This is a genomic window from Carnobacterium sp. TMP28 (assembly GCF_047553015.1).
In the GTDB taxonomy this organism is placed as follows: Bacteria; Bacillota; Bacilli; order Lactobacillales; family Carnobacteriaceae; genus Carnobacterium_A.
Genome location: NZ_CP180212.1, coordinates 2,228,603 through 2,240,714, shown reverse-complemented (window position 1 = coordinate 2,240,714; position 12,112 = coordinate 2,228,603). Strand labels below are relative to the sequence as shown.

Annotated in this window: 6 protein-coding genes, 3 rRNA genes and 1 pseudogene; 8 read left to right on the top strand and 2 right to left on the bottom strand. The window is 39.9% G+C overall.

The window, feature by feature from the left end; all coding sequences use genetic code 11:
- The first annotated feature begins 135 nt into the window (after positions 1-135).
- The 6 genes from ACMHYH_RS10710 (at position 136) to ACMHYH_RS10685 (ending at position 8,603) form a co-directional block, all read left to right on the top strand.
- Positions 136-1,074, top strand: coding sequence for an NADP-dependent oxidoreductase (locus ACMHYH_RS10710; RefSeq protein ID WP_414839367.1), 939 nt, complete (start codon positions 136-138; stop codon positions 1,072-1,074).
- Between the two features lie 125 nt (positions 1,075-1,199).
- The gene (gene msrA, locus ACMHYH_RS10705; RefSeq protein ID WP_414839366.1) at positions 1,200-1,736 is read left to right on the top strand and encodes a peptide-methionine (S)-S-oxide reductase MsrA; all 537 of its coding nucleotides are present in this window, start codon (positions 1,200-1,202) and stop codon (positions 1,734-1,736) included.
- Positions 1,737-2,240: 504 nt separating this feature from the next.
- Positions 2,241-3,798: ribosomal RNA gene (locus tag ACMHYH_RS10700) — 16S ribosomal RNA — on the top strand.
- 203 nt (positions 3,799-4,001) lie between these two features.
- Positions 4,002-6,922 (top strand): 23S ribosomal RNA (locus tag ACMHYH_RS10695).
- An 89-nt stretch (positions 6,923-7,011) separates the two neighbouring features.
- A 5S ribosomal RNA gene (rrf, locus tag ACMHYH_RS10690) occupies positions 7,012-7,127 on the top strand.
- Together the 16S, 23S and 5S rRNA genes form the textbook arrangement of a ribosomal RNA operon.
- Before the next feature lie 114 nt (positions 7,128-7,241).
- On the top strand, positions 7,242-8,603 hold the full coding sequence (locus ACMHYH_RS10685) for a L,D-transpeptidase family protein (RefSeq protein WP_414839365.1): 1,362 nt from the start codon (positions 7,242-7,244) through the stop codon (positions 8,601-8,603).
- Between the two features lie 89 nt (positions 8,604-8,692).
- Here ACMHYH_RS10685 and ACMHYH_RS10680 read toward each other — a convergent pair whose 3' ends face one another.
- Positions 8,693-9,139 (bottom strand): DUF4385 domain-containing protein, encoded by a 447-nt coding sequence (locus tag ACMHYH_RS10680; RefSeq protein ID WP_414839364.1) that lies wholly within the window; start codon positions 9,137-9,139, stop codon positions 8,693-8,695.
- 355 nt (positions 9,140-9,494) lie between these two features.
- Here ACMHYH_RS10680 and ACMHYH_RS10675 point away from each other — a divergent pair.
- A pseudogene (locus ACMHYH_RS10675) lies at positions 9,495-10,034 on the top strand (sugar O-acetyltransferase); the annotation flags it as partial.
- 117 nt (positions 10,035-10,151) lie between these two features.
- On the opposite strand, the gene ACMHYH_RS10670 reads toward ACMHYH_RS10675, so the two are convergent.
- Positions 10,152-11,255, bottom strand: coding sequence for an ABC transporter ATP-binding protein (locus ACMHYH_RS10670; RefSeq protein ID WP_414839363.1), 1,104 nt, complete (start codon positions 11,253-11,255; stop codon positions 10,152-10,154).
- A 290-nt stretch (positions 11,256-11,545) separates the two neighbouring features.
- On the opposite strand from ACMHYH_RS10670, the gene ACMHYH_RS10665 reads away from it, so the two are divergent.
- A complete protein-coding gene (locus ACMHYH_RS10665) occupies positions 11,546-12,079 on the top strand; it encodes a dUTP diphosphatase (RefSeq protein WP_414839362.1) in 534 nt (177 codons plus the stop codon).
- Positions 12,080-12,112: the final 33 nt, after the last annotated feature.

Sequence of the window (12,112 nt, the reverse complement as noted above, 5' to 3'; positions counted from 1 at the left end):
TATATAAAATACGTTTTTTATTATGTTTAAAGTAGTACAAGTCAAATGACTGGTAATTAAAATAAGAATGATTTAATATAAATTGACTATCAACTAATAAAAAATAAGTATTAAAATGATTTTGGGGGAAAAATGATGAAAGCAATAATAATCGAAAATTATGGTGGTAAAGAACAACTAAAAGAGGTACAAATAGACATTCCTAAAGCAAATGCAAAACAAGTAGTCGTAGAAGTTAAAGCAACGTCTATCAATCCGATTGACTGGAAATTACGTGAAGGCTACTTACAACAAATGATGGACTGGCCATTCCCTATTATTCTTGGATGGGATGTTGCAGGTATTATTAGTGAAGTTGGAGAAGAAGTAACAGAGTGGAAAGTAGGAGACAAAGTCTTTGCTCGTCCAGAAACAACTCGTTTTGGCACGTATGCTGAGTTTACAGTGGTTGATCAACACTTACTTGCTAAAATTCCAGCTAATATTAGTTTTGAAGAAGCAGCAGCTGTTCCATTAGCTGGTTTAACGGCCTGGCAAGCGCTAGTTGATCACGGTAAATTGAAAAAAGGTGAGACGGTTTTAATACATGCTGGTGCAGGTGGAGTAGGAACGTATGCCATTCAATTGGCAAAAAACATTGGTGCTAAAGTAATTACGACAGCTAGTGAGAAAAATCATGACCTATTAGTTGGGCTAGGTGCAGATCAAGTTATTGATTACAAAACAGAAAACTTCGTAGATATTTTGGACGGAGTAGACTTAGTTTTGGATACTATGGGTGGAGAAATACAAAATGAGAGTTTTAAAGTTCTAAAACCACTAACTGGTCGGATGATTTCTATCGTAGGACTTACTGATGAAGAAGTTAGAAAACAATACGATGTAGAATTCGAAAGTATTTGGCTAGAGCCTAATGGGCAAGAGTTAGCAGAAATTGCAAATTTGATGTCAGTAGGAACAGTTAAATCAATTATCGGTGCTCAATTTCCACTTACTCAAAAAGGAATTTATGATGCCCATGAGTTAAGTGAAACCCATCATGCTATAGGCAAAATTGTTATTGTTACTGAATAAGTTTAAATAAGTTGAATTTTTACTGACTTTTATCTGGACACCTTATATAGAAGAACAAAGTAATGTCTTCTCTTAAATGGTCATGATATAATCTAATTATTACAGCAACGAAGGGAGAAATGAATATGAATGAAGAGAATTTTCAAAAAGCAACATTCGCCGGAGGATGTTTTTGGTGTATGGTCAAACCGTTTGATACACAGCCAGGTATAGAAACAGTTGTTTCAGGGTACACGGGTGGGCATACGGTCAACCCGACCTATGAAGAAGTTTGTAGCGATAAAACTGGGCACACAGAAGCGGTTCAAATTACATTTAATCCAGAATTAATGAGTTACGAAGATTTAGTAGAGATCTATTGGCGACAAACAGATCCAACAGATGCCAGTGGTCAATTCGCAGATAAAGGTTCGTCGTATCGTCCTGTAATTTTTTATCATAGTGAAGAACAAAGACAAATTGCAGAATTATCCAAATTAGCTCTACAAAATAGTGGAAGATTTAAAAAAACAATTGTAACGAACATTGAACCAGCAGAGATTTTTTATCCTGCTGAAACGTATCACCAAGATTTTTATAAAAAAAATCCTGCACATTACTCTGGATATAGTAAAGGATCAGGAAGAGTTCGTTTTATTGAAAAGAAATGGAAAGATAAATAAGTGAATACATGCCAATCAAGAAACCACTGTTTTATAAACAGTAGTTTCTTGATTTTTTAAAAAACGAACGTTTATAAAAAAAAAGTTAAAAAAACAAGCTTTTGAAATGATTAAATAGTAATTTATAACTTTTTGAGAATGAACGTTTGTCTTTTTTTAAAACATGTTTTTATTTTCTGAAAATCATTGACGAAGCCATATATAGCTGTTATATTAGTAGATGTCGTAGCGATACATCGCAACAACGCAACAAAAAAGAAAAAACTAATTATTAAAAAGTTGTTGACAAGTTAGTCATCATCTGGTAATATTTAGAAGTTGTCAAAACGACAACGCAAACAAATTAGACCTTTGAAAACTGAACAAAGTAAAATAACAAACTGTGAACGGCGGTTCGGCCAAGGGTCGAACCAAAAGAAACAAAGTGAAAGAAATTTCGCTAGCAAGTTTAATGAGCTTCAAGCATCGTTAAAAAGCGAAACAATCCTAACGGGTTGCTTCAACTTTTATGAGAGTTTGATCCTGGCTCAGGACGAACGCTGGCGGCATGCCTAATACATGCAAGTCGAACGCTTCTTCTATTGAGTGCTTGCACTCGATAGAAGAAGAGTGGCGGACGGGTGAGTAACACGTGGGTAACCTGCCCATAAGTGGGGGATAACATTCGGAAACGGATGCTAATACCGCATAATTCTGATTGCCGCATGGCAGATAGATGAAAGGTGGCTTCGGCTACCGCTTATGGATGGACCCGCGGCGTATTAGCTAGTTGGTGAGGTAATGGCTCACCAAGGCAATGATACGTAGCCGACCTGAGAGGGTGATCGGCCACACTGGGACTGAGACACGGCCCAGACTCCTACGGGAGGCAGCAGTAGGGAATCTTCCGCAATGGACGAAAGTCTGACGGAGCAATGCCGCGTGAGTGAAGAAGGTTTTCGGATCGTAAAACTCTGTTGTTAGAGAAGAACAAGGATGAGAGTAACTGCTCATCCCCTGACGGTATCTAACCAGAAAGCCATGGCTAACTACGTGCCAGCAGCCGCGGTAATACGTAGATGGCAAGCGTTGTCCGGATTTATTGGGCGTAAAGCGAGCGCAGGCGGTTCTTTAAGTCTGATGTGAAAGACCCCAGCTCAACTGGGGAAGGTCATTGGAAACTGGAGAACTTGAGTGCAGAAGAGGAGAGTGGAATTCCATGTGTAGCGGTGAAATGCGTAGATATATGGAGGAACACCAGTGGCGAAGGCGACTCTCTGGTCTGTAACTGACGCTGAGGCTCGAAAGCGTGGGGAGCAAACAGGATTAGATACCCTGGTAGTCCACGCCGTAAACGATGAGTGCTAAGTGTTGGGGGGTTTCCGCCCCTCAGTGCTGCAGCTAACGCATTAAGCACTCCGCCTGGGGAGTACGGCCGCAAGGCTGAAACTCAAAGGAATTGACGGGGACCCGCACAAGCGGTGGAGCATGTGGTTTAATTCGAAGCAACGCGAAGAACCTTACCAGGTCTTGACATCCTTTGACCACTCTAGAGATAGAGCTTTCCCTTCGGGGACAAAGTGACAGGTGGTGCATGGTTGTCGTCAGCTCGTGTCGTGAGATGTTGGGTTAAGTCCCGCAACGAGCGCAACCCCTATTATTAGTTGCCAGCATTCAGTTGGGCACTCTAGTGAGACTGCCGGTGATAAACCGGAGGAAGGTGGGGATGACGTCAAATCATCATGCCCCTTATGACCTGGGCTACACACGTGCTACAATGGATGGTACAACGAGTCGCAAGATCGCGAGGTCAAGCTAATCTCTTAAAGCCATTCTCAGTTCGGATTGCAGGCTGCAACTCGCCTGCATGAAGCCGGAATCGCTAGTAATCGCAGATCAGAACGCCGCGGTGAATACGTTCCCGGGTCTTGTACACACCGCCCGTCACACCACGAGAGTTTGTAACACCCGAAGTCGGTGAGGTAACCCTTTTGGGAGCCAGCCGCCTAAGGTGGGATAGATAATTGGGGTGAAGTCGTAACAAGGTAGCCGTATCGGAAGGTGCGGCTGGATCACCTCCTTTCTAAGGATATAACGGAACCGTCACAGTTGTTTTACTTTGTTTAGTTTTGAGAGGTCTAATCTTCTCAAAAAGTAAGTAGTTGTTCTTTGAAAACTGGATAGTGTTTAACATGTAAGAAAATCAAGAAACCAAGAAAACATCGCGTTTTATTTTTTAATGTATTTCTTCACCTTAGGGTGAATGAAATAGTTAACATGACCATAGGTTAAGTTAATAAGGGCGCACGGTGGATGCCTTGGCACTAGGAGCCGAAGAAGGACGGGACTAACGCCGATATGCTTTGGGGAGCTGTAAGTAAGCTTTGATCCAGAGATTTCCGAATGGGGAAACCCAACACTCTTTATCGGGTGTTACTATTGACTGAATACATAGGTCAATAGAGGTAGACGCAGAGAACTGAAACATCTAAGTACCTGCAGGAAGAGAAAGAAAAATCGATTCCCTGAGTAGCGGCGAGCGAAACGGGAATAGCCCAAACCAGAAAGCTTGCTTTCTGGGGTTGTAGGACTGAACACATAGAGTCATAAATGAACGAAGTAGGAGAAGCGACCTGGAAAGGTCCGCCGAAGAGGGTAATAGCCCCGTAACTGAAACTTTGTTCACTCTGATCAGTATCCTGAGTACGGCGGAACACGAGAAATTCCGTCGGAATCCGGGAGGACCATCTCCCAAGGCTAAATACTCCCTAGTGACCGATAGTGAACCAGTACCGTGAGGGAAAGGTGAAAAGAACCCCGGAAGGGGAGTGAAACAGCACCTGAAACCGTGTGCTTACAAGTAGTTAGAGCCCGTTAATGGGTGATAGCGTGCCTTTTGTAGAATGAACCGGCGAGTTACGATCCCATGCGAGGTTAAGTTGATGAGACGGAGCCGTAGCGAAAGCGAGTCTGAATAGGGCGAATGAGTATGTGGTCGTAGACCCGAAACCAAGTGATCTACCCATGTCCAGGTTGAAGGTGCGGTAATACGCACTGGAGGACCGAACCCACGTATGTTGAAAAATGCGGGGATGAGGTGTGGGTAGCGGAGAAATTCCAATCGAACTTGGAGATAGCTGGTTCTCTCCGAAATAGCTTTAGGGCTAGCCTCGGAATTAGAATCATGGAGGTAGAGCAACTGTTTGGACTAGGGGCCCTTCTCGGGTTACCGAATTCAGATAAACTCCGAATGCCATTGATTTATATCCGGGAGTCAGACTACGAGTGATAAGATCCGTAGTCGAGAGGGAAACAGCCCAGACCACCAGCTAAGGTCCCAAAGTTTATGTTAAGTGGAAAAGGATGTGGGGTTGCTTAGACAACTAGGATGTTGGCTCAGAAGCAGCCATCATTTAAAGAGTGCGTAATAGCTCACTAGTCGAGTGACCCTGCGCCGAAAATTTACCGGGGCTAAACATAACACCGAAGCTGTGGATAGAACTTAGGTTCTATGGTAGGAGAGCGTTCTAAGGGCGTCGAAGCTAGACCGTGAGGACTGGTGGAGCGCTTAGAAGTGAGAATGCCGGTATGAGTAGCGAAAGACGGGTGAGAATCCCGTCCACCGAATGACTAAGGTTTCCTGGGGAAGGCTCGTCCTCCCAGGGTTAGTCGGGACCTAAGTCGAGGCCGATAGGCGTAGACGATGGACAACAGGTTGAGATTCCTGTACCAGTTTGTTTTGTTTGAACAATGGAGGGACACAGTAGGCTAAGGAATACGCACTGTTGGATATGTGCGTCCAAGCAACAAGTCTTGAGGTGAGTCAAATGCTTGCCTCTATTAAGGACAAGTTGTGATGGGGAGAGAAATTAAGTATCGAAGTTCCCGATGTCACACTGTCAAGAAAAGCTTCTAGTTAGAAACAATCTGCCCGTACCGCAAACCGACACAGGTAGTCGAGGAGAGAATCCTAAGGTGTGCGAGCGAACTCTCGTTAAGGAACTCGGCAAAATGACCCCGTAACTTCGGGAGAAGGGGTGCTGACCAATTGGTCAGCCGCAGTGAATAGGCCCAAGCAACTGTTTATCAAAAACACAGGTCTCTGCTAAATCGAAAGATGACGTATAGGGGCTGACGCCTGCCCGGTGCTGGAAGGTTAAGAGGATGGGTTAGCTCTCGAGCGAAGCTCAGAATTGAAGCCCCAGTAAACGGCGGCCGTAACTATAACGGTCCTAAGGTAGCGAAATTCCTTGTCGGGTAAGTTCCGACCCGCACGAAAGGCGTAATGATTTGGGCACTGTCTCAACGAGAGACTCGGTGAAATTATAGTACCTGTGAAGATGCAGGTTACCCGCGACAGGACGGAAAGACCCCATGGAGCTTTACTGCAGTTTGATATTGAGTGTTTGTACAGCTTGTACAGGATAGGTAGGAGCCTATGAAGCCAGGACGCTAGTCTTGGTGGAGGCAATGGTGGGATACTACCCTTGCTGTATGACCACTCTAACCCTCAGCCATGATCTGGCTGGGAGACAGTGTCTGACGGGCAGTTTGACTGGGGCGGTCGCCTCCTAAAGTGTAACGGAGGCGCCCAAAGGTTCCCTCAGAATGGTTGGAAATCATTCGTAGAGTGTAAAGGCAGAAGGGAGCTTGACTGCGAGACCTACAAGTCGAGCAGGGACGAAAGTCGGGCTTAGTGATCCGGTGGTTCCGTATGGAAGGGCCATCGCTCAACGGATAAAAGCTACCCTGGGGATAACAGGCTTATCTCCCCCAAGAGTCCACATCGACGGGGAGGTTTGGCACCTCGATGTCGGCTCATCGCATCCTGGGGCTGTAGTCGGTCCCAAGGGTTGGGCTGTTCGCCCATTAAAGCGGTACGCGAGCTGGGTTCAGAACGTCGTGAGACAGTTCGGTCCCTATCCGTCGCGGGCGCAGGAAATTTGAGAGGAGCTGTCCTTAGTACGAGAGGACCGGGATGGACACACCGCTGGTGTACCAGTTGTTCTGCCAAGAGCATCGCTGGGTAGCTATGTGTGGACGGGATAAACGCTGAAAGCATCTAAGCGTGAAGCCCCCCTCAAGATGAGATTTCCCATCACGTAAGTGAGTAAGACCCCTGAGAGATGATCAGGTAGATAGGTTGGAAGTGGAAGTACAGCGATGTATGGAGCGGACCAATACTAATCGGTCGAGGACTTAACCATTTTTAAACGATGAAGAAACGGTTTTATTGTCTTATAGTTAAACACTATCCAGTTTTGAGAGAACAACGTTCTCTTATAGCTAAAAGATGTGTGGTGGCGATGGCAAGAAGGTCACACCTGTTCCCATGCCGAACACAGTAGTTAAGCTTCTTAGCGCCGATGGTAGTGAAGGGTTTCCCTTTGTGAGAGTAGGACGCTGCCGCGCATCTTTAAAAAGTATCATCTTCGGATGGTGCTTTTTTTGTGTTTAAGTTTTATATTCGAATTAAAACATGTTAAAATGAAAGAGATAAAAAATGTGAAAAAAAGGATGAATAGAATGAATAAAAAAAAATCAGTCATATGGGGCTCAGCTATTTTTTTAGTAATAATTGGAGCATTCTACGTCACGATAAGTATGCAATATAAAGATCAGTTTTTACCTAAAACAACAGTTAACGGTATAGAAGTTGGTAAAAAGACAGTTAAAGAAGCAAATCAAAAAATCGAGAAATATTATCAAGAAAAAGAAATTAAGGTAATGGAAAATAAAAAAGAATTATTTGCTTTTATAGGTTCAGATATAGGTGTTACATCTAACTTTACAAAATCATTAGATGAAAAAATGAAAAAACAGAATAACTGGTCATGGCCAATAAAACAAATGGGTTCAAATCATGCTAAATTTATAATTAATAACATAGCATTCGAAGATAGTAAACTTGAATCATATATTTCAAGTTTACTATTAGATCAAGAGAATCGAACAAAACCCATTAATGCAAAGATAGTAAAAGTAGATAGTCAATTTAGTATTCAACCTGAAGTGAAAGGTAATTTTTTCGATCAATCTAAAGTAGAAGAAGTATTAAAAGAATCTTTTAAAAAAGGTGACTCAAATCTTGATTTGAAGCAAGCCTACACAAAACCAACTATACTTGCTTCTAACAAGACTTTAAACTCTAAATTAGGTGAACTACAAAAATTAAGTGAACTATCTATTGGTTATACTATCGCTGGTTCAAAAGAAGTTGTGCCACGTGAACTACTAGTAAACTGGTTAGGTATTGATGAGGAAAACTCGATAACAGTAGATAAAACAGGCGTTACCGCTTATGTCCAACAATTAAGTTCAAAATATAGTACCTATGAAAAAACAAGAAATTTTGAAACAAGTAAAAGGGGTGTAGTTAATGTGCCACCGGGGACTTATGGTTGGACATTAGATGTGGCTCGTGAATCAGCATCGCTAGCAGCTGATATTTTACTTGGAGAAAATAGTGAACGGACTCCACTTTACAATGGATCTGGCTATTCAGATAGTGGCAATGAATTTGGTGAAAATTATATTGAAGTTGATCTAGGTTCACAGCATATGTGGGTGTATATCAATGGACAGCTATTCTTAGAAACAGATATTATCTCTGGAAAGCCAAAAACACCTACACCAAAAGGGATTTTCTATGTTTGGAAAAAAGACCGTAATGCTACTTTAACTGGTGAAGATTATGCTACGCCAGTTGATTATTGGCTTCCAGTTGACTGGGATGGAGTGGGGATACATGATTCTCCTTGGCAATCTATCTATGGTGGAAGTAATCATATAACTAAAGGTTCTCACGGGTGCATCAATACGCCACCAACCGTAATGTCAAAAATATATAACCAAGTTGAAGCAGGTATACCTGTAATAATTTATTAAATACTATTAAGATACAATAGGAGTGCAAACCTATTGTATCTTTTTTTATTAATATTTACTAACAAGATAAATAAGAAAGATGAGCTAGTTTAACCGTACTTTTGTTGGTTTTTTTTTTTTAGTTTTAGATAGTCTTGATCTTCCCGGACTAGTTTCCATTTCTCTTCAAAAATACTAGCTGATTTTGCTTTTTCTAAATCAATCTCTCTGTCTTTCAATTCACCATTTTCGTTATACTTTTTCCCACTTTTATGATTTGCATAACGCCGGGATCTTGTATAGCCCATTTGGAGAAATTTTCTCGCCATATCCATTCCGATAAAATCGTCACTTTCTTTGTAATTAAGATATTTATCATAAATCTTATCAGATGAAATTTTTGCTATCTCAGGAGTTTTGAATCTCCAGTAAGGGAGGATTTCACTTTTATAAGGTTCCACTAGCAATACACCTTGCTCTCCTCTACCTACGCTATAAAGTTCAGGATGTTCACGAAAGTTTATGTGCTCATAATCTAAGTCATAATTAAATACCACTTAAATTCCTCCTATCTAATTATTAGTCATTTTAGTATTTTTAAGTGAATTTAAATGATAAAATGTTACTATAATAGATGTAGCTTGAAGTGAATAATCTGCTATAAAAAATACAATACCCAGTAGGATAGCTCTAAACAACTAGTCTTTATTTAATAGTACCTAATTAGAAAAAAATACCAGTAATAACCTGTTTGAGATACAGTCCTATTTTATATAGTAAGAAGAAGCAAGTATAAAAACAAACGCATTAAATTAATAAAAATTAATGTCAGGTCTATTATGAACAGGTAATACTACTGAAGTCGTAAATTTCAACAGGTGCTTAAGTAGATGGAAAAGGAGAGACAAACAAATGCGAACAGAAAAAGAAAAAATGATCAATGGTGAAATGTATAACGCATCTGATTTCGAATTATCAAAAGCTAGAGATCAAGCACAAAAAGCACTGACAATTTTTCATCAAATACAAGAATTAGATGAAAAGAAAGCGATACTAAAAGAAATGTTTGGGACAACGGGTCAGAATTTCCATGTAAATCCTGGTTTAATAGTAGATTATGGATTTAACATTCATATTGGCGAGAATTTTTACGCGAATTTTAATTGTACCTTATTAGACATCTACCCAATAACAATTGGAGACAATTGTATGCTGGCTCCAAATGTTCAATTATACACTGCTACCCATCCGTTAGATCCAACTGAACGCAATACGGCAATTGAATATGGCAAGCCTATCACATTTGGTGATAACGTATGGATAGGTGGCGGAGCTATTATTATTCCAGGTGTAACGTTAGGAAATAATGTCGTGGTTGGAGCAGGAGCTGTTGTGACAAAATCTTTTCCTGATAACGTCGTTCTGGGAGGCAATCCTGCGAAAATAATAAAAGTATTGCATTTATAAAATAAAAGAACTGAGATTTAGATTTTCATCCTAATCTCAGTTCTTTATGTTAAGGGGTTAACCACTGGTTGAGTTACCTCTAAAAATTAGAGGATAAACATATTAACGAAGAACTTCCTCTGTATCAATATCAAAGAAATGACTCTTGTTAAGATTAAATGCCAAGTCAATAAATTCTCCTGGTTTATGGAAATCACGGGCATTAACTTTAGAAATAAATTCAGTGTCATCCACACGTGTATACAACATTGTTTCAGCACCAAGTAATTCTGATACAACAACTTCAGCGTGAACAACGCTAGTAGGATCTGCATCTAGAGCAATTTGTTCACTATGAATATCTTCTGGACGGATACCAAAAACTAGCTTTTTACCATCATAGCCCTTAGAAATTAAGAATTTACTTTTTCCTTCAGGGATAACTAATTTTAAACCTGCTCCATTTGATAGAACATTTCCATTTAATGTAACATCGAAGAAATTCATTGCTGGGGAGCCAATAAAACCAGCTACAAATTTGTTAACAGGAGTATCGTAAACTTCTTTAGGAGAGCCTATCTGTTGAACGAAGCCATCTTTCATAATAACAATACGATCAGCCATGGTCATAGCTTCTGTTTGGTCATGGGTAACGTAAATAGTTGTTGTTTCAAGACGGCGATGCAGCTTAGCAATCTCTGCACGCATAGCTACACGTAGCTTAGCGTCTAAGTTAGATAAAGGTTCATCCATTAGGAAAACTTTAGCATCACGTACAATAGCGCGTCCCAGAGCAACACGTTGACGTTGTCCACCTGATAGTGCAGCTGGTTTACGTTGCAAGTATTCAGTAAGGCCTAAAATTTCACCAGCTTCTTCTACACGACGGTTAATTTCTTCTTTTTTATATTTACGCAATTTTAAACCAAAAGCCATATTATCATACACAGTCATATGTGGGTATAAAGCATAGTTTTGGAAGACCATTGCGATATCACGATCTTTAGGAGCAACATCATTCATTAAAGTTTCACCGATAAACAATTCTCCTTCAGAAATATCTTCTAATCCTGCAATCATCCTTAGTGTTGTAGACTTACCACAACCAGAAGGCCCGACAAATACAATAAATTCTCTATCTTGAATCTTTAAGTTAAAATCTGTAACAGAATAATTTTCATTGTTTTCATATTTTTTGTGAATATTATTTAAAGCGATTTCTACCATCCTGATCACCTGTCCTATTTTTATTTAGTGTTTCAATACTGTCTTTATCAATATATTCAGTATAATGTAAACGGTACCTTTTCGAAACGGAGCAGTGCACAAGGTTTGTTCTTTTTTTTGTGCATAGTGCACAGTTAAGTGGGAAAATGAATTTTTATAAAACAATTCTTTTAACAAGGTAGAAGAATTATCGTAATGAGATTGAATATTTGTTATACTAACTAAGACTATTTTTAATCAATAAAATTTAAACTATTGTACTTTACTGATTGACCAAAGGGGATATGAAAATGAGCAGAAAACGTGGTTTTGAAGTTGTAACAGATTATCAAGAGAAAGAAATAAAAATACCGTTCAGAGCAACACATCATGCGGCAGGTTATGATTTTGAGGCTGCCCAAGATTGTTTAGTGCCTTGTATTTGGAAAGTATTAGTAAAAAATAAAAAACAAGTAGATGATAGAAATGATTTTTCTCTTGGAGAAGAAAATCAAACATATTTAAAATCAACTTTAGTACCGACGGGTATAAAAGCCTATATGGGAGAAGATGAATTTCTTCAACTAGCAAATCGTTCGAGCAATCCAATTAAAAATCAGTTATTACTGCCTAACGGAATAGGAGTTATCGATTCAGATTATTATAATAATGAATCAAATGAAGGGCATATCTATTTTCAATTTATTAATTATGGCATTAAAGACCGCCTCATCAAAAAAGGAGATCGGATTGGACAAGGTATTTTCTTACCTTTTTTAAAAGCAGATAATGAAAGCAGGACACAAAAAAGTCGTTTAGGTGGATTTGGTTCTTCAGGAAAATAAAAGACAGAATTATGATAATACTGCGGAAAAGAT

Bases quoted from the DNA above. Each gene is read 5' to 3' on its own strand.
- msrA (WP_414839366.1), top strand. From the start codon at position 1,200: ATGAATGAAGAGAATTTTCAAAAAGCAACATTCGCCGGAGGATGTTTT.
- ACMHYH_RS10710 (WP_414839367.1), top strand. From the start codon at position 136: ATGAAAGCAATAATAATCGAAAATTATGGTGGTAAAGAACAACTAAAA.
- ACMHYH_RS10685 (WP_414839365.1), top strand. From the start codon at position 7,242: ATGAATAAAAAAAAATCAGTCATATGGGGCTCAGCTATTTTTTTAGTA.
- ACMHYH_RS10670 (WP_414839363.1), bottom strand. From the start codon at position 11,255: ATGGTAGAAATCGCTTTAAATAATATTCACAAAAAATATGAAAACAAT.
- ACMHYH_RS10665 (WP_414839362.1), top strand. From the start codon at position 11,546: ATGAGCAGAAAACGTGGTTTTGAAGTTGTAACAGATTATCAAGAGAAA.